We start from the raw sequence: 24,078 nt of genomic DNA on the forward strand, positions 1-24,078 counted from the left end.
GCTTTTAGTGTTGGCTGTACAGCGAAGGCTCGCCTTGCGGGCGCGTCTTGAAGCGTTTGTGGGTCCAGAAGTATTCCGCCGGCGCTTCGCGCACCCGTTCTTCAATGAACTGGTTCATGCGGCGGGTCGCGGCCACCATGTCCTCACCCGGGTAATTGTCCCACACTGGATAAAATTTCACACGCCAGCCCTGGTAATCGGGCAGAAAGGTGGCGATCACCGGCATCACCTGCGCGCCGGTGGTGGCGGCAATGCGCGCGGTGGCGGTCAGCGTGGCGGCCTGGATGCCGAAGAAGGGCACGAACTCGGCGTCCTTCTCGCCGAAGTCCATGTCCGGCAGCATGAAGTAGGGCAGCTTGTCGCGCAGCGCGCGCAGGATGGGCTTGATGCCGTCCTGGCGCGTGAACAGCTTGACCGGCTTGAAGCGCGCGCGGCCGGCGCGCAGCACCTGGTCAAACGCGGCGTTCTTTTGCGTCACATACATCGACGAGGCGCTGGCCTCCATGGCGATCGAGGCGCCCGCCACATCCAGGCAGACGAAGTGCGGGCATAGCAGGATGGTCGGCTTTTCCGTCATCTGGGCCACCGGGATTTCGCCGGCCGGCTCAATCCGGATCAGCTTTTTCAGGCGCGACTCCGGCGCCCACCACAGGATGGCGCGCTCCCACACGCTGCGCGAATACGCCTGGAAGTGGCGGCGTGCAATGTCCACGCGCTCGGCTTCAGTCAGCTCCGGCATGCACAGGCGCAGATTGGTCAGCGCGATATGGCGGCGCGAGCGCAGCAGCACAAACAGCAGGCTGCCGATGGCGTCGCCAAAGCGGCCCAGCACCGGCAGCGGCAGCCAGTGCAGCAGCCACATTATTCCTAACATCAATTTCATACTTGTTCTCCCGCCGATGGTGCGTCAATTCCATGCGGCACCTTGTAGCGGTTGTAACTCCAATAATATTGCGACGGCTCGCGCACGATCAGGCGTTCCATGGCGGTGTTAATCGCCTGGGCCTGGTCGGCGCTATCGCCTTCCAGCGTGCCGTCAAAGGGCACGAAGCGTATCACATAGCCTTTGCCGCCGGGCAGACGCTGCGCGTACGTGACGATGATGGTGGCGTCGCCAAGCAGGGCCAGCTTGGCCGGCAAGGTCATGGTGTAGGCGTCGCGGCCGAAGAAAGTGGCCCACACGCCTTCGCCTTCCTGCGGCACCTGGTCGGGCAGCACGCCGACTGGCTTGCCTTTCTTGAGGCACTTGGCCAGCATGCGCACGCCGGACATATTGGCTGGCGCCAGCAGCAGGTTGTTGCGCGCGCGGGCGCCTTCGATGAGCGGCTTGAGTGCGGCTTTTTTAGGCGGACGGTACATCACCATGAGCTCGGTACGCAGGGCGATTTCCTGGGCGACGATTTCAAAACAGCCCAGGTGCGGCGTCATGAAGACGATGCCGCGGCCGGCGTCCAGCGCGGCCTGCACCAGTTCCCAGTTCTCCAGCGTGGCATGACGCGACACGCGCGCCGGGTCGGCGCACCAGATGAAGGGCAGCTCGATGATGCTCTTGCCTGCCTCCGCCACGGCGGCGCGCAGATGCTGGCTGACGCCGGCCTGGCGCATATTGTCGCGCATGCGGCGGCGGTAGGACGGCGACGTCCAGTACACCACCCAGCCCAGTGCTGCACCGATGGCATGCAAAAATGGCAATGGGAAGATGGAGAGAAAACGGAAGATGGGAACCAGCATGTCGTTTTTGTGCCTGTGTCAGAAGCAAGTTTTTTCAAAAAAGCGTAAAATACCATGAGAGTAGTAGCCGCTGAGTTAATGACAACTTGCGAAGCGGGATATAAATATCGCTAAAGCGTCGCAAGCCATCGTGGTAAGCGACAATTCCGTTTACACCCCTATAGCAGGAGCTTGCGATGTCAAATGATTATCTTTTCACCTCTGAATCCGTCTCGGAAGGTCACCCAGACAAGGTCGCTGACCAGATTTCCGATGCCATTCTCGACGCGATTCTGGCCCAGGACCCGAAAGCCCGTGTTGCCGCTGAAACGCTGTGCAATACCGGCCTGGTCGTGCTGGCAGGTGAAATCACCACCCACGCCAACGTTGATTATATTCAAGTAGCGCGTGAAACCATCAAGCGCATCGGCTACGACAACACCGAATACGGCATCGACTACAAGGGTTGTGCCGTGCTGGTCGCCTACGACAAGCAATCGCCGGACATTGCCCAGGGCGTGGACGAAGGCGCAGGCCTGGATCTGGACCAGGGCGCGGGCGACCAGGGCCTGATGTTTGGCTACGCCTGCGATGAAACCGCTGAACTGATGCCGGCCGCGATCCACTATGCCCACCGTCTGGTGGAGCGCCAGTCGCAGCTGCGCAAGGACGGCCGCCTGCCATGGCTGCGTCCAGATGCCAAATCGCAAGTCACGCTGCGCTACGTCAACGGCCGTCCGGTTGCCGTGGACACCGTGGTGCTGTCGACCCAGCACGCGCCAGAGATGCAGCACAAGGCGATTGAAGAAGCCGTCATCGAAGAAATCATCAAACCGGTGCTGCCGAAAGAATGGCTGCAGGGCACCAAGTACCTGGTCAACCCGACCGGCCGTTTCGTGATTGGCGGCCCGCAAGGCGACTGCGGTCTGACCGGCCGCAAGATCATCGTTGACACCTACGGCGGCGCTTCGCCACACGGTGGCGGCGCGTTCTCGGGCAAGGACCCGTCCAAGGTCGACCGTTCGGCTGCCTACGCCGCGCGCTATGTCGCCAAGAACGTGGTGGCCGCCGGCCTGGCGCGCCAGTGCCAGGTGCAGGTGTCGTACGCGATTGGCGTGGCCCGTCCGATCAACATTACCGTGTACACCGAAGGCACCGGCGTGATCTCGGACGAGAAAATCGCCGAACTGGTGCAAGAGCACTTCGACCTGCGCCCGAAAGGCATCGTGCAGATGCTGGACCTGCTGCGTCCGATCTACGCCAAGACCGCCGCCTACGGCCACTTCGGCCGCGAAGAGCCGGAGTTCTCGTGGGAGCGCACCGACAAGGCCGCCATCCTGCGCGCCGCGGCCGGCCTCAAGTAATCAAGCTCAGCCTTAGCTGAAAACACCAACGCCCCGGATCCGGGGCGTTGTGCTATCTGGCGTGCTACGTTGGCCGCTTGGGCGGCGGCGGGATCGGGTTGGGCGGTTCGTAGCGCCTGGGGTCGTCTTTATGCATCATCCTGCGTCCTTTATTGATAGCCGATGGCGCGATTCACCGCTTCCTGCGTGCTGATGCGTAGCGCCTGCGTGAGCAGCAGATCATGCGGAAACTGGCTGACCTCCACGCGGTAGGCGCTCCTGAAGCCCAGCAGTTTCTTCTCGAAATCCGCGACCGGAAAATCCGCATTGATTTTCATGCGGACGATGAGCGAGCCTATATCTATCACCATCGCGCTCAGTGCGGTGGCCAAGCCCGTATGGGTCTTGAGTTTGTCGGCGACCGCCAGCTGTTTGGAAATGATGGCCAGCAGCGTACTGGCTGACGTGAACCTCGGCCATAAAAAAGTATAGTCGCTATTTTTCCAGAATACGAGGCCGGCGAGCGCCGCGCCGCCGGACGCGATTGCGACGGCAATCTTGGTTACGCTGTCCAGCCAGACCCAGCGTGCCAGCAGCGCGGTTTCCAGCTCGGCGGCATAGCTGGCGCGGTACAGCAGGTCATGGGTTTCGTTCCAGATGGCGTCGCGCGGATCGATGGTCATGGCGGCACTCGCGGGCAAAAATAAAATAGAGGCCGGCCCTGCCGGCAGCGGTTTGCGCCGCCACAAACGGGCGGATTGTTGTCGCCATCCCGGTTTAACGATGCTAAAATGCACGTTCCGAGGAGCGCTGCGACGAACTATGCTTCGCCAGGCTCGGAGATCCCCAACCGCGCTCACGTTACTTTTTTCAACTCATGAAAGGAGGGCGTGATGAACGCCGTACTCAAATCCGCTCAAGACTACCTGGTTGCCGATATTTCGCTGGCGCCATGGGGCAACAAAGAAATCAAGATTGCTGAAACCGAAATGCCTGGCCTGATGGCCATTCGCGAAGAGTTTGCTGCTGCGCAGCCGCTGAAAGGCGCGCGCATCACCGGTTCGCTGCACATGACCATCCAGACCGCCGTGCTGATCCAGACCCTGGAGGCACTGGGCGCCGACGTGCGCTGGGCTTCGTGCAATATCTACTCGACCCAGGACCATGCTGCAGCGGCCATCGCCGCCAACGGCACCCCGGTGTTCGCGATCAAGGGCGAAACCCTGGACGAATACTGGGAGTACACCCACCGCATCTTCGAATGGCCTAACGATGCCGCTGGCAACCCGGTCTACTCGAACATGATCCTGGACGACGGCGGCGACGCCACGCTGCTGCTGCACCTGGGCGCGCGCGCTGAAAAAGATATCTCGGTACTGGCCGCGCCTGGCTCGGAAGAAGAAATCTGCCTGTTCAACGCCATCAAGGCCCGCCTGGCCAAAGATCCAGCCTGGTACTCCAAGCGTCTGCCGCACATCCTGGGCGTGACCGAAGAAACCACCACCGGCGTACACCGCCTGTACCAGATGCACAAAGAAGGCAAGCTGGCCTTCCCCGCGATCAACGTCAACGACTCCGTCACCAAGTCCAAGTTCGACAACCTGTACGGCTGCCGCGAATCGCTGGTGGACGGCATCAAGCGCGCGACTGACGTCATGATCGCCGGCAAGATCGCCGTGATCGCCGGTTACGGTGACGTCGGCAAGGGTTCGGCCCAGGCCATGCGCGCGCTGTCGGCGCAAGTGTGGGTAACCGAGATCGATCCGATCTGCGCGCTGCAAGCGGCGATGGAAGGCTACCGCGTGGTGACCATGGATTACGCTGCCGAGCATGGCGACATTTTCGTCACCTGCACCGGCAACTATCACATCCTGACCGAAGCGCACATGCTGAAGATGAAGGACCAGGCCATCGTCTGCAACATCGGCCACTTCGACAACGAGATCGACGTTGCTGCACTGAAGAAGTACACCTGGGAAAACATCAAGCCGCAAGTGGACCACGTGATCTTCCCATCGGGCAAACGCATCATCCTGCTGGCCGAAGGCCGTCTGGTCAACCTGGGTTGCGGCACTGGCCACCCTTCGTACGTGATGTCGTCGTCGTTCGCCAACCAGACCATCGCCCAGATCGAACTGTACGCCAACACGGCCAAGTACCCGGTGGGTGTGTACGTGCTGCCTAAGCACCTGGACGAAAAAGTCGCGCGCCTGCAGCTGAAAAAGCTGAATGCGCAGCTGACCGTGCTGACCGAAGAGCAAGCGGCCTACATCGGCGTGACGCAAGAAGGTCCGTACAAGCCAGACCACTACCGTTATTAATCTGAAAGCGGGGCCAATGGCCCCGCTTTTTTTGCAGCGAGAACTTTACATGCGTTTGGTCCTTACCTGGTTAATCAATGCAATTGCCTTGCTGGCAGTGCCTTACCTGATGCATTCCGTCGATGTCATAAGCATTAAGGCGGCCCTCGTCGCGGCGCTTGTACTGGGCCTGGTCAATACGCTGATACGTCCTGTGTTACTGTTGCTGACGCTGCCCGTGACCTTGCTGTCACTGGGCTTGTTCATCTTTATCGTCAACGGCTTCATGTTCTGGCTGGTGGCGCAGTGGGTGGATGGCTTCCACGTCGACAGCTTCCTGTCGGCCGTCGGTGGCGCACTGTTGTACAGCGTGATTTCCTGGGCTTTGTCTACCTTACTTCTGAAGAACCCAGATGGACAATCCTAATTTCAGTATCGAATTCTTCCCGCCGAAAACGCCGGAAGGCGCGGAAAAGCTGCGCGCTACGCGCACCAAGCTGTCCGCATTAAAACCGAAGTATTTTTCCGTGACCTTTGGCGCCGGCGGCACCACGCAGCGCGGCACGCTGGACACCGTGGTGGAAATCCTGGCCGCTGGTGAAGACGCCGCGCCGCACCTGTCCTGCGTAGGTGGTACGCGCGAGTCGATCCGCGACATCCTGGCCGAGTTCAAATCGCATAACATCAAGCGCATCGTTGCGCTGCGCGGCGACCTGCCGAGCGGCTACGGCGCGGCCGGCGAGTTCCGTTATGCGAATGAGCTGGTGGAATTCATCCGCCAGGAGACGGGCGATCACTTCCACATCGAAGTGGCGGCCTATCCCGAAGTCCACCCGCAGGCGCGCTCGCCGCAGGACGACCTGCAGGCGTTTGAACGCAAGATCAAGGCGGGCGCCAACTCGGCGATCACGCAATACTTCTACAACGCGGATGCCTACTTCCAGTTTGTCGAGCAAACCAACAAGCTGGGCATCAACGTGCCTATCGTGCCGGGCATCATGCCGATCACGAACTACACGCAGCTGATGCGCTTCTCGGATATGTGCGGCGCCGAGATTCCGCGCTGGGTGCGTTTGAAGCTGGCCAGCTTCGGCGACGACTCGGCCTCGATCAAGGCCTTTGGCCTGGACGTGGTCACGGCATTGTGCGAACGCCTGCTCAAAGGCGGTGCGCCCGGTCTGCACTTCTACAGCATGAACCAGGCTGCGGCGACCACCGCGCTGTGGCAACGCCTGGTTTAAGCGGATTCGGTCACGATGCGGTCCAGCGCCACATCGTGACCGTCGCTGTCAAAGCGCACCTGCAGGCACTGATACGCAATCCCCAGCGTCTGCGGGCGCGGATCGTAACGCGCCAGCGTGCGGTCGTAGAATCCTCCTCCATATCCCAGGCGATACCCTTGCGGGCTGAAACCCAGGCAGGGCACCAGCAGCGCCGGTGGATACGCCGCCTGCAAGCGCAGGTCGGCCGGCACCGCGACTCCCATCGCATCCCTGACCATGGCCTCGCCGATGCTCCACTCGGCAAACTCCAGCGCCGCATGTTTTTCCACCACCACCGGCAGCATCAGCTTCGCGCCCAGGCGTGACAGCTCGGCGTAGGCCGCATGCAGATCCGGCTCGTCGCGCAGTGGCCAGTAGACGCCCAGCGCGGACGGTTGCGCGGCCTTCCACCAGGCGATCACCTGCGCGCCGATTGCATGGTCCCAGACCGCGCGCATGCCGCTGTCGATGGCGCGGCGCGCGGTCAGCAGTTGCTTCCGTAAATCCGCCTTCTGTACTGGTGAGTTGGCATCGCTGCGTGGTATTCTTGGAGCGCTGGTCATAATTGATTCAAGTCTTAAGAGAGTTGCACATTGATTTCTGCTTCGAAATGGATTGCCGGCGCCCTCGTCGTTGCCTTAACCTCGTTCGCCCACGCCGACGACACCGATAGCCGCAGGGACGATGATGCCTTCCTGCTGCTGCGCGATGCCGTACGCCAGGACGACGCTGCCAAAGCGGATTTCTACGCCGCGCGCCTGCCCAACTATTCCATCCCGTCGTATGTCGACTATTATCGGCTGAAATCGCATTTGAAGGATGCCGCGCCGGAGGAAATCCGCAGCTTCTTCAAACGCTACGAAGGCCAGGCGATTGTCGATCGCCTGCGCAACGACTGGCTGCTGGAGCTGGGCCGCAAACGCGACTGGGCGACGTTCGACGAGCAGCTGCCGCTGTTCGTGCTCAACGACGATACCCAGGTCAAATGCTATGCGCTGGTTTCGCGCGCCCTCAAGGGCCAGAAAGTCGGCGATGAAGCACGTGCCTTGCTGACCGCGCCCAACGGCTACGGCCAGCCGTGCGCTGACCTCATCGCCACCTTGTACCAGAACGGCCAGTTCAACACCGAGGACCTGTACGCGCAATTGCGCCTGTCCGGCGAATACAACGCCACCGGCCAGGCGCGCCGCATCGTTACGCTGCTCGACGGCCCGGAAAAGAAAGCCGTGCAAGCGGTTGATTTGCCGACGGTGGCGGTAGCCAAGGGCATCGGGAATGGCAAGGTCGAACATCAGATCTACATCGTCGCCATTGGCCGCCTGGCCAAGACCAGCGTCAAGCTGGCGGTGCTGGCGCTGAACAAGGCCACGCCGAAGATGACGGCGCAGGAGCAGCAGCAGGCCTGGGCTGCGATCGCGCTGCAATCGTCGTACACGCTGGCGCCGGAAACCAGCGACTACTGGAAGCGCGCCAACGGTGCACCGCTGTCGATCGACCAGATGCAATGGAAGACCCGCATCGCGCTGCGCAGCGGCGACTGGCGCCAGGTCGAGAACACTATCCGCGCCATGCCGTCGGCGCTGCGCAATGAACCGACCTGGGTCTACTGGCTGGGCCGCGCCCTGATGGCGCGCGATGGCGTCAGCAGCCAGCCAGGCGGCGAAGCGCTGCAGCTGTTCCGCAGCATCTCGGAGCAGTCGAATTACTACGGCCAACTGGCGCTCGAAGAAACCGGCCGGCTGATTACGATTCCCACGCCGGGCCAGCCGATTTCGCAAGCGGAGATCGCGCCGATGGCGGCCAACCCCAACTTCCAGCGTGCGCTGAAGTTCTTCGGCATGCGCCTGCGCTTTGAAGGCACGCGTGAATGGAACTGGGGCTTGCGCGGCATGAGCGAGCGCGATCACCTGGCCGCCGCCGAATTCGCGCGCCAGAACAATATCCTCGACCGCATGGTCAACACCTCGGAGCGTACCCGCATCCAGGTCGATTACACGCAGCGGTTCCCGTCGCCGCACAACGACGTCATGCATCCGGCCACGCAGACGCTGGGCCTGGACAAGGCCTGGGTGTATGGCCTGATCCGCCAGGAATCGCGCTTCATCATGGATGCGCAGTCGCATGCCGGCGCGTCGGGCCTGATGCAGGTGATGCCGTCCACCGGGCGCTGGATCGCCAAGAAAATCGGCCTCACCGATTTTGCGCAGGAGATGCTAGGCGATGTGCGCTATAACATCATGCTGGGCACGAACTACCTGAACATGGTGCTGGGAAATATGGACGGCTCGCAGGTGCTGGCCACTGCGGCTTACAATGCGGGTCCGGGGCGCCTGCGCACCTGGCGCTCGACGCTGACCAAACCGATGGACAGCACCGTGTTCATCGAATCGATTCCTTACGTCGAGACGCGCACCTACGTCAAGAACGTCATGTCGAATACCGCGTACTATGCGGCACTGTTTGAAGGACGGCCGCAATCGCTGAAGGCACGCCTGGGCATCGTGGCGCCGAAAGGCTATACCGAACAGGAAGAACAGGAAACCAGCTTCGTGCCCCGCTGATTCCCCACCCTACAGGAACGACTCATCATGCAGACTACCCAACTCGATCCAGGCCTGTCGCAAGCGCTGGCCGCAGCGCGCTCGCCGGGCCTGACGCTCGTCATCGGCAACAAGAACTACTCGTCGTGGTCCATGCGCCCATGGGTGGCGATGACCGCGTTCGGCATCCCGTTCCAGGAAGTGCGCGTGCTGCTGGATCAGGACGACACCGCCAACCGCATCTGCAGCTACTCGGCTTCCGGCCGCGTACCGGTGCTGCTGGCCGGCGAGGAAATGACCATCTGGGACAGCCTGGCGATCTGCGAATATCTGGCCGAGCAGTTCCCCGAGCTGCATCTGTGGCCGCAGGACGTGGCGGCGCGCGCCATGGCGCGTTCCGTATGCGCCGAAATGCACGCTGGCTTCAGCGATCTGCGCAACTCGATGTCCATGAATATCCGCGGCAGCTATCCGGGCAAGGGCCGCACGCCGGGCACGCAGGCCGACATTGGCCGCATCAGCGAAATCTGGGAAGAGTGCCTGTCACGCTTTGGCCATCACCAGTTCCTGTTCGGCGACTTCTCGATTGCCGATGCCTACTTCGCTCCGGTGGTGTGCCGCTTCCGTACCTACGGCGTGACACTGGCGCCAGCGCTGGACGCCTATTGCCAGCGCGTGCTGGCCCATCCCGCCGTCGCGCGCTGGATCGAGGAAGCCTTGGCCGAAACCGAAGTGGCGCCCAAGCACGACGCTGAAATGCCGGACTGAGACCATGCAGACTTACGTAGTAGGCGGCGCCGTTCGTGATGCGCTGCTAGGCCTGCCGGTCAAGGATCACGACCACGTGGTGGTGGGCGCGACGCCGGATGACATGATCGCCCAAGGCTTCCGCCCGGTCGGCAAAGACTTCCCCGTGTTCCTGCATCCGAAAACGCAGGAAGAATACGCGCTGGCCCGCACTGAACGCAAAACCGCGCCCGGCTATAAAGGCTTTGTGTTCCACACGTCGGCGGACGTCACGCTGGAAGAAGACCTGGTGCGCCGTGACCTGACCATCAACGCGATTGCGCGCGCGGATGATGGCACGCTCACTGATCCGTACGGCGGCCTGCGCGATATTGAACAGCGCATCTTCCGCCACGTATCGGAAGCCTTTACGGAAGACCCGGTACGCATCCTGCGTCTGGCACGCTTTGCCGCGCGCTTCAGTGATTTCCAGGTCGCCCCTGAAACCAACGCCCTGATGAAGCAGATGGTGGCGCAGGGTGAAGTCGATGCGCTGGTGGCGGAGCGCGTGTGGCAGGAGCTGTCGCGTGGCCTCATGGAGCAAAAGCCTTCCCGCATGTTCGACGTGCTGCGCGATTGCGGTGCACTGGCGCGCATCCTGCCGGAGCTGGATGTCTTGTGGGGCGTGCCGCAGCCGGAGAAATGGCACCCTGAAATCGACACCGGCGTCCATGTGATGCAGGTGATCGACTGCGCCGCCAGACTGGAACGCGACCTGCCGACACGCTTCGCCTGCCTGATGCACGATCTGGGCAAGGGTGTCACGCCGTCCGCAAACTGGCCGGCGCATCACGGCCATGAAGGCATGGGCGTCAAGCTGGTGGAGCAAGTCTGCAAACGCTTGCGCGTACCGGCTGAATGCCGCGACCTGGCGGTGATGACCGCGCGTGAACACGGCAATGTCGGCCGCGCATTGCAGCTGCGTTCCAACACCATTGTCACCTTGTTCGAACGTTGCGACGCCTTCCGCAAGCCGGCGCGTTTTTCGCAGATGCTGCTGGCGACGGAATGCGATGCGCGTGGCCGGATTGGCCCGGATGCCAGCTATGCCGATGCAGCGTTCCCGCAACTGGCGCATCTGGAGACGGCCCTGGCGGCAGCACGCGGTGTCAATGCCGGCGAAATTGCGCAAAGCTGTGCCGACAATCCGCAACGCATCCCTGAGCGCGTGCACAGCGCGCGCGTGTCGGCCGTCAAGGCAGCGTTGAACGCAGCCGACGACGAAGACGAGTCCTAAATCAGCATGGCCGATCTGGTCACGGTGCAGTACTCGCCGTGCAGATTGGCCAGCGTCATGTCGTGCACTTCCTGTGCCGTGCGCTGCTTGCCGCTCCAGTCTATGCGGTCGAATGTAAAGCAGGCGTCTTCCACCAGCCAGACCGTGAATCCCAGATTGCCTGCCATCCGCACCGTCGCTTCCACCGAATTGCTGGTCGAGACGCCCGCGATCACCAGCGTGTCCAGACCGCGCTCGCGCAGATGCGCTTCCAGTCCCGTACGAATGAATGCGCTGTTGGTCTGTTTGGCGAACAGTGTTTCTCCTTGCAGCGGCAGCACCTCCGGCTTGAACGCGTGGCCGGGCTGGCCCGGCCGGTAGGTCGATGCCGGCTCGGTCGAGTCATGGCGGATATGGATGACGGGCCGGCCGGCGGCACGCCACGCTTGCAGCAGTGCGCCGGCCACGCGCTCGGCGTCGGGGTGGTTACGCGGTCCCCAGCTGGGATTGTCGACGGCCTGCTGCAGATCGATCAGCAGCAGCACGGCGTTAAAAGGGAGTGAGTTCATGCCGTCATTGTGCATGGATGCGCTGGATATCGCCATTGCATATAATTGTCTATCTCATTCATTCTGGATATGCGATGGATACCGCCTTTCTCACGCTGCGCCACATCGAAGTGTTCCGCGCCATCATGCAAACCGGCAGCGTGACCGAGGCGGCTGCGCTGCTGAATACATCGCAGCCGACCGTCAGCCGTGAGCTGGCACGCATGGAGTATGTGTGCGGCATGCGGCTGTTCGAACGTGGCAAAGGGCGGTTGCAGGCCACGCAGGAAGCCGGCACATTGTTCGGCGAAGTGCAGCGCGCGTATCACGGCATGGAGCGTGTGCGGCAGGCGGTGGAGGAGATCCGTCTGCATCGTGGCGTGCAGGTCTCGGTGATCTGCCAGCCCGGCCTGGCGCAATCGCTGCTGCCGCATGTGTGCAAGGCCTTCCTCGACAACGGCAGCGACGCCGGCATCCGCATTACGCCGCAGGACCAGCCGCTGCTGGGCGAATGGCTGGCGGCGCAGCAGTTTGATCTGGGTGTCATGGAAAGCGGCGTGGCGGTTGCAGGCGTCGAGCACAGCGTGATCTTTGAAGGCCAACAGGTTTGCGTACTGCCGCCCGGCCACGCACTGGCCAGGCGCAAAGTCATCAAGCCCGCCGATCTGGCTGGCCAGCCTTTCATCCGGCTGGCGGATGGCGACCCGCAGCGCATCAGTATCGATGCCGCGTTTGCAGCGGCCGGCGTCAGCTACCGGCCGATACTGCAAACGCATAGCTCCGCCGCTGCCTGTGCGATGGTGGCGCAGGGCCTCGGCGTTACCGTGGTCAATCCGCTCATGGCATGGCTGGCGCAGGGCCAGGGGCTGGTGATACGCCGCTTTGCACCAGCGATTCCGTATGCGGTGCTGCTGGCGTTGCCGCGCTATCGTCCGCCGTCTGCGGCCGTGAGCGCGTTTGCCGATGCGGTGCGCCGCAGCGGAAAGCAGTTGGCAAAAGCCCTGGCCGCCGCGCTGAAGCCATCGTTTACAATGGACCGCTATGAACCCTGATCTGTTCCAGAATCCGCTGCGCCGTTGGGGCAAGCTTAAGGACGGCAAACGCCGTCCGACCGTGCTGGTGAAAGAGCTGCGCGAGCGTGACCGCCGCCGCATGCTCAGGCACTTCCTGGATCTGGAGGACAGCGACCGCCTGCTGCGCTTTGGCTCCGTGCTGCCGGATGAGCAGATCACCCATTACGTCAACCGCATCGCCTTCTCGCGCGACATGGTGTTTGGCGTCTACAACCGCGTGTTCCGGCTGGTGGCCGTGGGCCATCTGGCGTTTGCGCCGCGCGATGAATCGAAAAGCGCGGTCACGGTGAAAGAGCGCGTGGCGGAATTTGGCGTCTCCGTCAGCCGATCGGCGCGCGGCCTGGGCATCGGCTCCAAACTGTTCGAGCGCGCCGCCATCCACTGCCGCAACAACGACGTCGACACGCTCTACATGCACTGCCTGTCGTCCAACAAGACCATGATGCACATCGCCAAAAAAGCAGGCATGGAAATCCACCGCGATTACGGCGAAGCGGACGCCTACCTCAAACTGCCGCCCGCCAATCCGGCCAGCATGCTGCAAGAAGCGCTGGACGAACAATTCGCTGTACTGGACTACACCCTCAAAGCCAACAGGCGCGCCGCCGTCAAATGGCTAGGACGCCTGATCGGCCGCAAGTAATTACACCAGCGGCAGGGCCGTGGTGTCTTTCACGCGCTGCAGGGCGAACGAGGATTTCACGTCCAGCACTGCCGGGTGGCGCAGCAGCGTCGCCATCATGAAGCGCGAGAAGTGATCCATGTCTTCGACATGGACGCGCAGCAGGTAGTCCATCTCGCCAGTCATGGCGTAGCAGGCCACGACTTCCGGCCACTGGGCCACGGATTCGGCAAAGTCGGCGCGTGGCGATGGCGGTGCGTTGGCGGCGCCCAGCGCGCGGGCGTTGCTGTGCGCGGCCGCTTCGCTGTGCTTCTCCAGGCGCACGTTCACGTAGGCCAGCAGGCCCAGGCCGATCTTGTCGGGGTCCAGCAGGGCCACGTATTGGCGGATCACGCCCGCTTCTTCCAGGCGCTTGATCCGGCGCAGACAGGGCGATGGCGACAGGGCGACCAGCTCGGCGACGTCCTGGTTCGACAGGCGGCCATCGGACTGCAATATGGACAGAATCTTACGATCCGTTTTGTCCAGCGCTATTTTGGTCATAAATACCTCGGAAATTCGGAATTAAGGGCAATATTATTGCTCAAAACGACGACGCATGGGAATTGTTTGCAATTTTATGCTGCGAGGGCGGGTCTATACTTGGCGTATTCCTATAAAGGAGACGTGTATGAAATTCCAGCCATGGGATAACCCGATGGGCACGGACGGATTCGAATTTGTCGAATACGCCGCCCCGGACCCCAAAGCCTTGGGGGCGCTGTTCGAGAGCATGGGCTTTACCGCCATTGCCCGGCATCGCCACAAAGATGTGACCCTGTACCGTCAGGGCGACATCAATTTCATCATCAACGCCGAACAGGATTCTTTCGCCCAGCGTTTTGCGCGCCAGCATGGCCCTTCGGTCTGCGCCATCGCCATCCGCGTGCAGGACGCGGCCTTTGCCTACCAGCGCGCGCTGGAGCAGGGCGCCTGGGGCTTCGATAACAAGACCGGCCCGATGGAGCTGAATATCCCGGCCATCAAAGGCGTGGGCGATTCGCTGATTTATCTGGTCGACCGCTGGCGCGGCAAGAACGACGGTCAGCAGGGCGCGATTGGCGATATCAGCATCTACGATGTGGACTTCGTGGCGATCCCCGGCGCGGTCGCCAACCCGGTCGGCCACGGCCTTACCTATATCGATCACCTGACCAACAATGTGCACCGTGGCCGCATGAAGGAATGGGCCGACTTCTACGAGAAGATGTTCAACTTCCGCGAGGTCCGCTATTTCGACATCGAAGGCAAGCTGACCGGCCTGAAGTCGAAAGCCATGACTTCGCCGTGCGGCAAGGTACGCATCCCGATCAATGAATCGTCGGACGACAAGTCGCAGATCGCCGAGTACCTGGACCAGTACCACGGCGAAGGCATCCAGCACATCGCGCTGGGTACCGACGATATCTATACCTCGATTGAAGCGATGAAGCAGGCCGGCATCGACTTCCAGGACACCATCGAAACCTATTACGAACTGGTGAACCGCCGCTTGCCGAACCACGGCGAGCAGCTGGAAGAGCTGCGCCGCCTGCGCATCCTCATCGATGGACACAGTAATGACAGCGAGCGCGAACTGCTGCTGCAGATTTTCACGCAGAACGTGATCGGACCGATCTTCTTCGAGATCATTCAGCGCAAGGGTGACCAGGGCTTCGGCGAAGGTAACTTCCGCGCGCTGTTTGAATCGATCGAACTGGATCAGATTAAACGCGGCGTCTTGCAGGACCCCAGCAAGACCGCAGCATAAGAGTAAGCCGGCAGTAGAGCACACAGACGAAGCGCCGGCGGAGTGTTTGAGTATATTGGAGACAAAATGAATGCACCTCAAAAGGGTTTGCAGCTAGACCCGTCGCTAAAAGGCGATGAGATTACCCTGGACGACAAGTGGACGCTGGAACGCGGCCGCGCCTTTATGACCGGCACGCAGGCGCTGATCCGCCTGCCGATGATGCAGCGCGAGCGCGATCTCAAGGCTGGCCTGAACACGGCTGGCTACATCACCGGCTACCGCGGTTCGCCTGTCACCAGCGTCGATATGACGGCCATGAAAGCCAAGAAGTATCTCGACGCGCACCACGTCAAATTCCATCCCGGGATGAATGAAGACCTGGCGGCGACGGCCGTCTGGGGCACCCAGCAAACCAATCTGTTCCAGGATGCCAAGTACGACGGCGTGTTCTCCATGTGGTACGGCAAAGGCCCTGGCGTGGACCGCTGCGGCGACGTCTTCAAACATGCGAACAACGCCGGCTCCGCCAAGCATGGCGGCGTGCTGGTACTGGCCGGCGACGACCACGCGGCCAAGTCGTCTTCAACGGCGCACCAGTCGGACCATATCCTGAACGCCTGCGGCATTCCGGTGCTGTATCCATCGTCGGTGCAGGAATACATCGACTACGGCCTGCACGCGTGGGCCATGAGCCGCTATACCGGCCTGTGGGTGTCGATGAAGTGCGTGACCGACATCATCGAATCCGGCGCCGTGGTGGACTTCGATCCGGACCGCGTGAAGATCGAGCTGCCGACCGACTTCGATCTGCCCGAAGGCGGCCTGAATATCCGCTGGCCGGACACCGTGCTGGACATGGAAGTCCGCATGAACAGCTACAAGTGGTACGCCGCGCTGGCCTACTGCCGTGCGAATAAGCTGAACAAGATCATCTGGGATTCGCCGAAGCCGAAAATCGGCATCATCACCGCCGGCAAATCCTACCTGGACACGCGCCAGGCGCTGGCTGACCTGGGCATTGACGAACAGGCCGCCGCCGATATCGGTATCCGCCTGTACAAGATCGGCATGACCTGGCCGCTGGAAGCGGATGGCGTGCACGAATTCGCCAAGGGCCTGGACGAAATCCTGGTGGTGGAAGAGAAGCGTCAGATCCTGGAATACGCGCTCAAGGAAGAGCTGTACAACCTGCCGGACGGCCAGCGTCCGCGCGTGGTCGGCAAATTCGACGACACCGGCGAATGGAGCAACAAGGGCAAGACCGGCCACGGCGACTGGCTGCTGCCGGCAACCTATGAATTGAACCCGGCGCAGATCGCGCGCGCCATTGCGTCGCGTATCGCGCACTACTGCGCCGGTCATCCGGTCGCCAAGCGCGTGCAGGAACGTGTGGCGTTTCTGGAGGCGAAAGAGCTGGCGCTGAAAACCCTGCCAGCCAAAGGCAATCCGCAGACCGACCGCACACCGTTCTTCTGCTCCGGCTGCCCGCACAATTCGTCGACCAAGGTGCCGGAAGGTTCGCGCGCGCTGGCCGGTATCGGCTGCCACTACATGGTGCTGTGGATGGACCGCGAGACCTCGACCTTCACCCACATGGGCGCGGAGGGCGTGACCTGGGTGGGCCAGGCGCCGTTCACCAACGAGAAGCACGTGTTCACCAACCTGGGTGACGGTACCTACTTCCACTCGGGCATATTGGCGATCCGCGCAGCGGTGGCGGCCAAGGTCAACATCACCTACAAGATCCTGTTCAACGATGCGGTGGCGATGACCGGCGGCCAGGCCTTTGATGGTCCGCTCGACCCAGGCATGATCTCGCGCCAGATCGCGGCGGAAGGCGTGACGCCGATTATCGTGGTCACCGACGAGCCGGAAAAATATCCGTCCGATTACAACTGGGCGCCAGGCGTCACCGTGCGCCATCGCAGCGAGTTGATGGACGTGCAGCGCGAGCTGCGCGACAAGCCGGGCGTGTCGGCCATGATCTACGACCAGACCTGCGCCTCCGAGAAACGCCGCCGCCGGAAACGCAACGAATACCCAGATCCGGCCAAACGCGCGGTCATCAACGAAGCGGTCTGCGAAGGCTGCGGCGACTGCTCGGTGCAGTCCAACTGCCTGTCGGTGGAGCCGCTGGAAACGGACCTGGGCCGCAAGCGCCAGATCAACCAGTCCTCGTGCAACAAGGACTTCTCCTGCACCACCGGTTTCTGCCCGAGCTTTGTGACGGTGGAAGGCGGCGCGCTGAAGAAACCGAAGAAAGCCGCAGTGGGCGATGCGCCGATGCCGGTATTGCCGTCGCCAGCGTTGCCTTCCACCGCGCAGCCGTACGGCATCCTGATCACCGGTATCGGTGGCACCGGCGTGGTGACCGTGGGCCAGATCCTGGCCGTGGCTGCCCACGTTGAAAACAAGGGCGCCATTGTGCTGGACATGAGCGGCCTGGCGCAGAAGGGCGGCCCGGTGATGTCGCACGTGCGCCTGGCGGATCATCAGAGCGATCTGCATTCGACCCGCGTGGGCACGGGCAGCGCCGACCTGGTGATCGGTTGCGACCAGATCGTGACCGCGTCGCGCGATGCGCTGTCGCGCATGGGCGAAGGCCGTACGCATGCGATGATCAACTCCACCGGCGCCACCACGGCAGCTTTCGTGAAGAACCCGGACTGGCAGTTCCCGGATGCCTCTTCGCGCGGTGAAATCATCCGTGCCTGCGGTGGCGACAACGTCGATTTCGTCGATGCCGGCCAGATCGCGACCGCCCTGATGGGCGACTCCATCGCCACCAATATGTTCATGCTGGGCTACGCCTTCCAGAAAGGCCATGTGCCGCTGAGCGAAGCCGCGCTGCTCAAGGCGATCGAGCTGAATGGCGTGTCGGTCGCCTTCAACAAGGCCGCGTTCAACTGGGGCCGCACTGCCGCGCATGACCTGGCGTCGGTGACCAAGCTGACCACGCCGGCCAAGGTGATCGAGTTCAAACGCATCCAGACGCTGGACGACATCATCGCCAAGCGCATGGAGCTGCTGACCGCTTATCAGAACAGCGATTATGCCAAACAGTATAAATCGTTTGTTGACCAGGTCCGCGCGGAAGAGGCCAAGCTGGGCAAGACCACGCGTCTGACCGAGGCGGTGGCGCGCTACTTCTACAAGCTGATGGCGTACAAGGACGAATACGAAGTGGCCCGCCTGTACACCGACGGCGCTTTCCAGCAGAAGGTGGCCGGCATGTTTGAAGGTGACATCACGCTCAAGTTCCACCTGGCGCCGCCAATCTTCGCCAAGCATGACGCGCAAGGTCACCTGATCAAGAAGCAGTACGGTCCATGGATGATGAAGGCCTTCGGCGTGCTGGCCAAGTTCAAAGGCCTGCGCGGCACGGCGCTGGACGTCTTCGGCTACACGGAAGAGCGCAAGATGGAGCGTGCGCTGATTACCGAGTACCGCAACACCATGGCCGGCTTGCTGTCCAAGCTGAATGCGGACAATCTGGCGCAAGCCGTGGCCATCGCCAGCATTCCGGAAGACATCCGCGGCTATGGCCATGTGAAGGAACGTCACCTCAAGGCAGCCAAGCAGAAAGAAGCCACGCTACTGGCCAATTTCGGCAAACCCGCCGTGAAGGCTGACACCACCACCGCACCACACGCGGCCTGATTCCGCTTTCATCCCCCCCTCGACGGAAGGCTGCGGCCTTCCGTTTTTTTTGCCTCAGGCCTGCGGGAAAGTGTGACATTCGGACATCATTGTCAATATAAATACCTAATTTAATAACGATATATGTTTTAAGTTTTTGTATATCTTGATAAATTAGAAAAACGCATAAAGAAGCGCATTTATATTCGTTCTCTTAACGGTTTGCACTTGTTAAGGTGGCACCCTTTAAAAACCCGGACCACTTCAATGAAAACAAAATTCAAATTGAACCCGCTGGCGGCAGGCGCAATCGCCCTGACGTGCGGTGTCGCCGGCCCTACGTTGGCACAGGCACAGGAATCGTCAGCGGCGGCCACCACGCCGCCAGCTGTTGTTATCACCGGCTCCCGCATTCCGCGCGCCGGCACGGAAGGCCCGTCGGCGGTGACCGTGATCACCGGCGATGACATCGAGAAGCAGGGCTACCGCAATGTGTTCGATGCGCTGACCAATCAGACGCAGAACAGCGGCTTTGTGCAGGGCGCCGACTTCGGCAACACCTTCACGCCATCGGCCAACGCCATCAGCCTGCGCGGTCTGGGTCCGAACCACACGCTGGTGCTGCTGAACGGCCGCCGCATGGCGGACTTCCCGATTGCCTACGAAGGCACGGTCAACTTCACCAACCTGGCCAACATTCCATCGAGCGTGGTGGACCGCGTTGAAATCCTGAGCGGCGGCGCATCGGCCGTCTATGGCTCGGATGCGGTGGCGGGTGTGGTCAACATCATCCTGAAGAAAAAAGCCGAAGGCTACGATATCAACCTGAAGGCGGGCGACAGCTCGCGCGGCGGTGGCGGCGACAAGCGCGTGCAGTTCACCGGCGGCAAGAGCTTCGACAAGCTCAACACCCTGTTCAGCGTGGAACTGCTGGAACGCGAACCGCTGTGGAGCGCGGACCGCGAATTCATGGCCACCAAGTCCGGCACGCCGACCACGGTCCTGGCGCGCAAGAACGTCAGCACCGGCAAGTATGTGGACCTGGGCGATACCTGCTCCGGCATCGGCGACCTGTTCGGCGGCAGCACCATCAAGTACACCGCCAAAGCCGGCAGCTACTGCGCCAGCCCGAAAGTCGCGCCGACCTACTGGACCACGCAGACCAAGAACAGTAGCCAGAATCTGTTCGGCAGCGCCAACTACGAGCTGTCGCCGGAAATCACGCTGTACGCCGAGGCGCTGTATGGCCAGAACCGCAGCACCAACAATACGCGCGGCCCTTCGTGGACGTCGCGCTCGCTGACCGACAGCTATTTCTGGAACCAGAACACCAATGCCTACGAGGCCTGGACCCGCTACATCTCGCCAGAAGAAATCGGCGGCGTGGACCGCTACAACCGCTTCTGGGATGACAAGGCAAGCTCGCTGTCGTTTGGCGCGCGCGGCACCATCCCTGGCACCACCTGGGGCTATGAAGCCGGCTATACCGCCTCGCTGTACAAGAGCCAGGACCACCGCCCGCGCGCGCTGGCCAATATCGACAGCTTCTTCCTCGGCCCACAGCAGGGCGTGGACAAGAATGGCGTAGCGATCTTCGCGCCTGATCCGGCACGCCTGACCAAGCGCCTGACGCCGCAGGAGTTCAACAGCATCACCGATGCCTCAGTCAGCAACGACAAGTCGTGGACCAATACCCTGAGCCTGACCGCCAACGGCGAAGCGTTCGCGCTGCCTGCCGGTCCGCTGAAGGTGGCAACCGTGGCGGAAGTGGGCAAGCAGGGCTTCTCGAACGAACCGGATCCGCGCATCAACCAAGGCTACTTCTACACCACGCCGGGCGCCGACGTTACCGCCGGTACCCGCAAGCGCTATGCGCTGGGTGCGGAACTGAATATCCCGGTGGTGAAAACGGTGGACGCCACGCTGGCCGGCCGCTATGACCGTTACAGCTTCGCTGGCCGCAACGATGGCAAGTTCACCTACAACACCGGTGTGGAATGGCGTCCGGTACAGCAGGTGCTGGTACGCGGCACCTACGCCACCAGCTTCCGCGCGCCGGACATGAACTACATCTACAAGGCACGCGGCACCGGCTACTATTCGCAAACCACCGACTACTGGCGCTGCGCCAAGGCGGGCCAGCCGATCGACAGCTGCGACTACGCCAACTACTCGCCAGGCTCGGACTATGTGCAGACCGGCAGCAAGGACCTGCGTTCGGAGAAGGGCCGTTCGACCGGTCTGGGCATCGTATGGTCGCCAAGCGCGGACTTCGACGTCTCGCTGGACTACTGGAACATCAAGATCGACGACCTGGTCACCAACCTGAGTTCCGACAAGCTGCTGCGTGACGAAGCGGCGTGCCGCGTGAAGGGCGACCTGACCTCGCCAACCTGCGCCGATGCGATCGCACGCATTACCCGCTACCCGGATAATGCGCTGAACCGTCCGGGCGAGATCAAACAGATCCTGGTGAACCCGATCAATGCGGCATCGACCAAGGTGGATGGCATCGACGTCTCGGCCAAGTATGTTTTCCGTACCAAGGACTACGGCAATTTCATCACCAAGGCCAACTACTCCAAGACCCTGAACAAGCACTCGCGCCAGTTCACCGGCGATCCGCTCGAAAACGATCTGGAGGACATGAGCAATACCGACTGGCGTGACAAGCTCAATGCCAGCGTGACCTGGAACGTGGGCAAATGGTCGAACACCCTGTTCCTGCAGCGCTACAGCAAGATCCCGAACGGCGCCGGCACCGCTTACCTGACGCCGACCACGCGCGTCAACGGCAGTGTGGTGTACCACGTCAACGAGCGCGTTACCCTGTCGGTGGCGGTGAACAATCTGTTCAACCAGGTCAAGGCGGATAACACCGGCGGCTGGCCGTACTACCCGGTGGGTAGCTACAGCCCGATGGGACGCCAGGGCTGGGTCGAGCTGAACTACCACTTCGGCGGTTAAGACAGATCTACCGCCGGCTTGCGCTGATCGCTGGTGTGGCCGAGATACTCGGTCACCCAGTACAGCAGCGCGGCGCCATTGAAGGCCATCCCGGTCAACAGGGCGCCGTGCCAGCCGTGGGTGGCGTACATCCAGCCACCCAGCGCCGAACCCGCAGCGCCACCGGCAAAGAACAACGCGAAGTACACCCCATTCAAACGGCTGCGCACTTCCGCACCCAGCGAGAAGATGGCGCGCTGGCCCAGCACCAGATTCGCCGCCACCCCCATATCCAGCACAATCGACGCGATCACCAGAATCGCCAGGGCGACATTGCGCGAGCCTGGCACCAGCAGCGGCAACGCAAACGCGATCACGCCCAGCGCCAGTGCAGCGGCGGTTGCCATCAGCGTGTGGCCCTGGTCGGCCAGCTTGCCGGCGATGGGCGAAGCGATTGCGCCCGCCATGCCGACCAGCGCGAAGATGGCAATGCCCGTCTGCGACAAATGGAAGGCCGGGCTGGCCAGCATCAGTGGCGTTACGGTCCAGAACAGGCTGAACGACCCAAACAGGCCCGCATGGTAAGCGGCACGGCGGCGCAGTACCGGCGTTTGCAGGAACAGGTGCCACACCGAGGCCATCAGCCTGGGATAGCTGATGTGGTGATTGGGCATGCGTTGCGGCAGTTTGGCGCGCAGCACGAAGGCGACCATCAGCACCACCACGGAGGCGCCGGCAAACACCACGTGCCAGCTGGTGGCGTCGGCGATCAGGCTGGCCGCAGGGCGCGACAGCATGATCCCGAGCAGCAGGCCACTCACCACTTTGCCGACCGTGACGCCGCGCGTCGATTCCTTCGACAGGTGCGCTGCAAACGGCACCACTATCTGCGCCGCCACGGAACCGAGGCCGATGCCCAGTGCGGCCGTCAGGAACATCCAGGCGCTGGTGCTGACCGCCGCCAGCACCAGCATGGCGGAGGTGAACAGCAGGCCGGTGAAAATCAGGCGGCGGTTTTCCAGCAGGTCGCCCAGCGGCACGATGAACAGCAGGCCGATACAGTAGCCGATCTGCGTCAGCGTGACGATCAGGCCCGCCGCTTCGGGCGACAGGCCGGTAGCGGCGCTGATCGGGCCGACCAGGGTTTGCGCGTAATACAGGCTGGCGACGATCAGGCCGGTGGCGCTGGCCAGCAAGGTGACCATGCCGGGGCTGATGTCTTTTTCTTCGTGGTTGCTCATGGTGATGCTCCAGGGGAGATTGCGATGGACAAATTCTAGGCAAAAGCCGGGCAAAGATAATTAGGGCATAATGCGCTAACACTTTTCACATAATGTGAACAATTCGGTGAACAATCAGGTGAGCCATCCATGGACAGACTCAAAGCCATGCAGACCTTCGTCCGCATTGTCGAGGCCAACAGCTATACCAAGGCTGCCGAGACGCTGGACCTGCCGCGCGCCGCGCTGACGGCCACCATCAAGAAGCTGGAAGCCTTTCTGGGCACGCAGCTGCTGCAGCGGACCACGCGCCGGCTGTCGCTGACGCCGGACGGCGCCGACTACTTCCACAAATGCCTGGAGATCCTGCAAGCGGTGGAGGATGCCGAGGGCGCGTTTCGCGGGCAGGGCTTGGGCAAGCCGCGCGGCAAGCTGCGGGTGGGTTTGCCCGGCACCCTGGGCCGCAATGCCGTGATGCCGCACATCGCCAGTTTCTGTGCGGCGTATCCAGAGGTGGATCTGGTGGTCAGCCTCAGCGAGCGTTTCAGCGATATGACCGAGGAGGGGCTGGACTGCACGCTGCGGGTTGGCATCCTGCAGGACTCGGCGATGGTGGCCCGTCCGCTGGGTCACATGAGTTGCCTGACGGTGGCCGCGCCGTCCTATCTGGAAGCGCACGGCGTGCCGCACAGCTGGACCGAGCTGCATGCACATCGCGGCATCCTGCATTTTTCCGGCCGCACGGGCCGTCCGTACGATTGGGATTTTGTGGTCGATGGCCGCGTGGTCACCACTGAAATCCGCAGCGCGATTGCGGTCAACGATGCGGACGCCAACCTGCTGTGCGCCTTGCAAGGCATGGGGCTGGCGCAGGCGGCGCGCTATCAGGTGCGGCCGCATCTGGCCAGCGGTGCGCTGGTGGAAGTGCTGCAGGCCACGCCGTCTACTTCGCTGCCGATTTCGCTGCTGTATCCGCAGGGCCGCATGGCGTCGCCGCGCCTGCGCGTGTTTGCCGACTGGCTGGCGGAATTACTGCGCCGCGATCCGGATTTGCAGGCTTGATCGGTACTATAATCGGCAGCCTTGCTCATGACTTACCTGC

General features: G+C 62.0%; 20 protein-coding genes and 1 riboswitch. Of the genes, 13 read left to right on the forward strand and 7 right to left on the reverse strand.

Annotated features, from left to right (window positions below):
* Positions 1-4: 4 nt before the first annotated feature.
* Positions 5-883, reverse strand: coding sequence for an LpxL/LpxP family acyltransferase (locus BUA36_RS23850; RefSeq protein WP_072788162.1), 879 nt, complete (start codon positions 881-883; stop codon positions 5-7).
* Positions 880-1,731 (reverse strand): lysophospholipid acyltransferase family protein, encoded by an 852-nt coding sequence (locus tag BUA36_RS23855; protein WP_072788164.1) that lies wholly within the window; start codon positions 1,729-1,731, stop codon positions 880-882. The genes BUA36_RS23850 and BUA36_RS23855 overlap by 4 nt, the downstream gene beginning before the upstream one ends.
* Positions 1,732-1,907: 176 nt before the next feature.
* On the opposite strand from BUA36_RS23855, the gene metK reads away from it, so the two are divergent.
* On the forward strand, positions 1,908-3,074 hold the full coding sequence (gene metK, locus BUA36_RS23860) for a methionine adenosyltransferase (RefSeq protein ID WP_072788166.1): 1,167 nt from the start codon (positions 1,908-1,910) through the stop codon (positions 3,072-3,074).
* Positions 3,075-3,223: 149 nt separating this feature from the next.
* Here metK and BUA36_RS23865 read toward each other — a convergent pair whose 3' ends face one another.
* Positions 3,224-3,736, reverse strand: coding sequence for a hypothetical protein (locus BUA36_RS23865; RefSeq protein WP_072788168.1), 513 nt, complete (start codon positions 3,734-3,736; stop codon positions 3,224-3,226).
* A gap of 113 nt (positions 3,737-3,849) precedes the next feature.
* A riboswitch (S-adenosyl-L-homocysteine riboswitch) is annotated at positions 3,850-3,918 on the forward strand.
* A 28-nt stretch (positions 3,919-3,946) separates the two neighbouring features.
* On the opposite strand from BUA36_RS23865, the gene ahcY reads away from it, so the two are divergent.
* The 3 genes from ahcY to metF are packed head-to-tail and all read left to right on the forward strand — an operon-like array spanning position 3,947 to position 6,594.
* Positions 3,947-5,374, forward strand: coding sequence for an adenosylhomocysteinase (gene ahcY, locus BUA36_RS23870; RefSeq protein ID WP_072788170.1), 1,428 nt, complete (start codon positions 3,947-3,949; stop codon positions 5,372-5,374).
* A 49-nt stretch (positions 5,375-5,423) separates the two neighbouring features.
* Positions 5,424-5,780, forward strand: coding sequence for a phage holin family protein (locus BUA36_RS23875; RefSeq protein WP_072788172.1), 357 nt, complete (start codon positions 5,424-5,426; stop codon positions 5,778-5,780).
* On the forward strand, positions 5,767-6,594 hold the full coding sequence (metF, locus tag BUA36_RS23880; RefSeq protein WP_072788174.1) for a methylenetetrahydrofolate reductase [NAD(P)H]: 828 nt from the start codon (positions 5,767-5,769) through the stop codon (positions 6,592-6,594). The genes BUA36_RS23875 and metF overlap by 14 nt, the downstream gene beginning before the upstream one ends.
* Here metF and BUA36_RS23885 read toward each other — a convergent pair.
* Positions 6,591-7,178 (reverse strand): 5-formyltetrahydrofolate cyclo-ligase, encoded by a 588-nt coding sequence (locus BUA36_RS23885; protein WP_072788177.1) that lies wholly within the window; start codon positions 7,176-7,178, stop codon positions 6,591-6,593. The two genes, metF and BUA36_RS23885, sit on opposite strands and share 4 nt — an antisense overlap.
* A 30-nt stretch (positions 7,179-7,208) precedes the next feature.
* Between BUA36_RS23885 and BUA36_RS23890 the strand changes: the two genes are divergently transcribed.
* Genes BUA36_RS23890 through BUA36_RS23900 form a run of 3 tightly spaced genes read left to right on the forward strand, consistent with a single transcriptional unit; the run spans position 7,209 to position 11,178 of the window.
* Positions 7,209-9,176, forward strand: coding sequence for a lytic transglycosylase domain-containing protein (locus BUA36_RS23890; protein ID WP_072788180.1), 1,968 nt, complete (start codon positions 7,209-7,211; stop codon positions 9,174-9,176).
* A gap of 27 nt (positions 9,177-9,203) precedes the next feature.
* The gene (locus tag BUA36_RS23895; protein ID WP_072788182.1) at positions 9,204-9,923 is read left to right on the forward strand and encodes a glutathione S-transferase family protein; all 720 of its coding nucleotides are present in this window, start codon (positions 9,204-9,206) and stop codon (positions 9,921-9,923) included.
* A 4-nt stretch (positions 9,924-9,927) separates the two neighbouring features.
* Complete coding sequence (locus tag BUA36_RS23900; protein WP_072788185.1) at positions 9,928-11,178, forward strand: multifunctional CCA addition/repair protein; 1,251 nt, start codon at positions 9,928-9,930, stop codon at positions 11,176-11,178.
* Here BUA36_RS23900 and BUA36_RS23905 read toward each other — a convergent pair.
* Positions 11,175-11,726, reverse strand: a complete 552-nt coding sequence (locus BUA36_RS23905) for a cysteine hydrolase family protein (RefSeq protein WP_072788258.1) — start codon at positions 11,724-11,726, stop codon at positions 11,175-11,177. The two genes, BUA36_RS23900 and BUA36_RS23905, sit on opposite strands and share 4 nt — an antisense overlap.
* 74 nt (positions 11,727-11,800) lie before the next feature.
* On the opposite strand from BUA36_RS23905, the gene BUA36_RS23910 reads away from it, so the two are divergent.
* Positions 11,801-12,757, forward strand: a complete 957-nt coding sequence (locus BUA36_RS23910; protein ID WP_072788187.1) for a LysR family transcriptional regulator — start codon at positions 11,801-11,803, stop codon at positions 12,755-12,757.
* Positions 12,747-13,421, forward strand: a complete 675-nt coding sequence (locus BUA36_RS23915) for a GNAT family N-acetyltransferase (RefSeq protein ID WP_072788189.1) — start codon at positions 12,747-12,749, stop codon at positions 13,419-13,421. The genes BUA36_RS23910 and BUA36_RS23915 overlap by 11 nt, the downstream gene beginning before the upstream one ends.
* Here the strand turns inward: BUA36_RS23915 and BUA36_RS23920 are convergent, their stop codons facing one another.
* Positions 13,422-13,943 (reverse strand): Lrp/AsnC family transcriptional regulator, encoded by a 522-nt coding sequence (locus tag BUA36_RS23920; RefSeq protein ID WP_072788191.1) that lies wholly within the window; start codon positions 13,941-13,943, stop codon positions 13,422-13,424.
* A 127-nt stretch (positions 13,944-14,070) separates the two neighbouring features.
* Here BUA36_RS23920 and hppD point away from each other — a divergent pair, with 127 nt between their 5' ends.
* The 3 genes from hppD (at position 14,071) to BUA36_RS23935 (ending at position 21,777) form a co-directional block, all read left to right on the forward strand.
* Positions 14,071-15,189 carry a 4-hydroxyphenylpyruvate dioxygenase gene (gene hppD / locus BUA36_RS23925; protein WP_072788194.1) on the forward strand — a complete coding sequence of 373 codons (1,119 nt, stop codon included), beginning with the start codon at positions 14,071-14,073 and terminating at the stop codon, positions 15,187-15,189.
* 66 nt (positions 15,190-15,255) lie between these two features.
* A complete protein-coding gene (locus tag BUA36_RS23930) occupies positions 15,256-18,831 on the forward strand; it encodes an indolepyruvate ferredoxin oxidoreductase family protein (protein WP_072788196.1) in 3,576 nt (1,191 codons plus the stop codon).
* 246 nt (positions 18,832-19,077) lie between these two features.
* Complete coding sequence (locus BUA36_RS23935; RefSeq protein ID WP_072788198.1) at positions 19,078-21,777, forward strand: TonB-dependent receptor plug domain-containing protein; 2,700 nt, start codon at positions 19,078-19,080, stop codon at positions 21,775-21,777.
* Here BUA36_RS23935 and BUA36_RS23940 read toward each other — a convergent pair.
* Entirely contained in the window at positions 21,774-22,997 is a 1,224-nt protein-coding gene (locus tag BUA36_RS23940; protein ID WP_072788200.1) for an MFS transporter, read from the reverse strand. The genes BUA36_RS23935 and BUA36_RS23940 overlap by 4 nt on opposite strands.
* Before the next feature lie 129 nt (positions 22,998-23,126).
* Here BUA36_RS23940 and BUA36_RS23945 point away from each other — a divergent pair, with 129 nt between their 5' ends.
* Entirely contained in the window at positions 23,127-24,038 is a 912-nt protein-coding gene (locus tag BUA36_RS23945; RefSeq protein ID WP_072788202.1) for a LysR family transcriptional regulator, read from the forward strand.
* Positions 24,039-24,078 lie beyond the last annotated feature (40 nt).

Source organism: Duganella sacchari, assembly GCF_900143065.1.
In the GTDB taxonomy this organism is placed as follows: Bacteria; Pseudomonadota; Gammaproteobacteria; order Burkholderiales; family Burkholderiaceae_D; genus Rugamonas; species Rugamonas sacchari.

What these genes read in the sequence shown, in the direction of transcription:
- BUA36_RS23850 (WP_072788162.1), bottom strand. Translation starts at nt 883, where the DNA reads ATGAAATTGATGTTAGGAATAATGTGGCTGCTGCACTGGCTGCCGCTG.
- BUA36_RS23855 (WP_072788164.1), bottom strand. Translation starts at nt 1,731, where the DNA reads ATGCTGGTTCCCATCTTCCGTTTTCTCTCCATCTTCCCATTGCCATTT.
- metK (WP_072788166.1), top strand. Translation starts at nt 1,908, where the DNA reads ATGTCAAATGATTATCTTTTCACCTCTGAATCCGTCTCGGAAGGTCAC.
- BUA36_RS23865 (WP_072788168.1), bottom strand. Translation starts at nt 3,736, where the DNA reads ATGACCATCGATCCGCGCGACGCCATCTGGAACGAAACCCATGACCTG.
- ahcY (WP_072788170.1), top strand. Translation starts at nt 3,947, where the DNA reads ATGAACGCCGTACTCAAATCCGCTCAAGACTACCTGGTTGCCGATATT.
- BUA36_RS23875 (WP_072788172.1), top strand. Translation starts at nt 5,424, where the DNA reads ATGCGTTTGGTCCTTACCTGGTTAATCAATGCAATTGCCTTGCTGGCA.
- metF (WP_072788174.1), top strand. Translation starts at nt 5,767, where the DNA reads ATGGACAATCCTAATTTCAGTATCGAATTCTTCCCGCCGAAAACGCCG.
- BUA36_RS23885 (WP_072788177.1), bottom strand. Translation starts at nt 7,178, where the DNA reads ATGACCAGCGCTCCAAGAATACCACGCAGCGATGCCAACTCACCAGTA.
- BUA36_RS23895 (WP_072788182.1), top strand. Translation starts at nt 9,204, where the DNA reads ATGCAGACTACCCAACTCGATCCAGGCCTGTCGCAAGCGCTGGCCGCA.
- BUA36_RS23900 (WP_072788185.1), top strand. Translation starts at nt 9,928, where the DNA reads ATGCAGACTTACGTAGTAGGCGGCGCCGTTCGTGATGCGCTGCTAGGC.
- BUA36_RS23905 (WP_072788258.1), bottom strand. Translation starts at nt 11,726, where the DNA reads ATGAACTCACTCCCTTTTAACGCCGTGCTGCTGCTGATCGATCTGCAG.
- BUA36_RS23910 (WP_072788187.1), top strand. Translation starts at nt 11,801, where the DNA reads ATGGATACCGCCTTTCTCACGCTGCGCCACATCGAAGTGTTCCGCGCC.
- BUA36_RS23915 (WP_072788189.1), top strand. Translation starts at nt 12,747, where the DNA reads ATGAACCCTGATCTGTTCCAGAATCCGCTGCGCCGTTGGGGCAAGCTT.
- BUA36_RS23920 (WP_072788191.1), bottom strand. Translation starts at nt 13,943, where the DNA reads ATGACCAAAATAGCGCTGGACAAAACGGATCGTAAGATTCTGTCCATA.
- hppD (WP_072788194.1), top strand. Translation starts at nt 14,071, where the DNA reads ATGAAATTCCAGCCATGGGATAACCCGATGGGCACGGACGGATTCGAA.
- BUA36_RS23930 (WP_072788196.1), top strand. Translation starts at nt 15,256, where the DNA reads ATGAATGCACCTCAAAAGGGTTTGCAGCTAGACCCGTCGCTAAAAGGC.
- BUA36_RS23935 (WP_072788198.1), top strand. Translation starts at nt 19,078, where the DNA reads ATGAAAACAAAATTCAAATTGAACCCGCTGGCGGCAGGCGCAATCGCC.
- BUA36_RS23940 (WP_072788200.1), bottom strand. Translation starts at nt 22,997, where the DNA reads ATGAGCAACCACGAAGAAAAAGACATCAGCCCCGGCATGGTCACCTTG.
- BUA36_RS23945 (WP_072788202.1), top strand. Translation starts at nt 23,127, where the DNA reads ATGGACAGACTCAAAGCCATGCAGACCTTCGTCCGCATTGTCGAGGCC.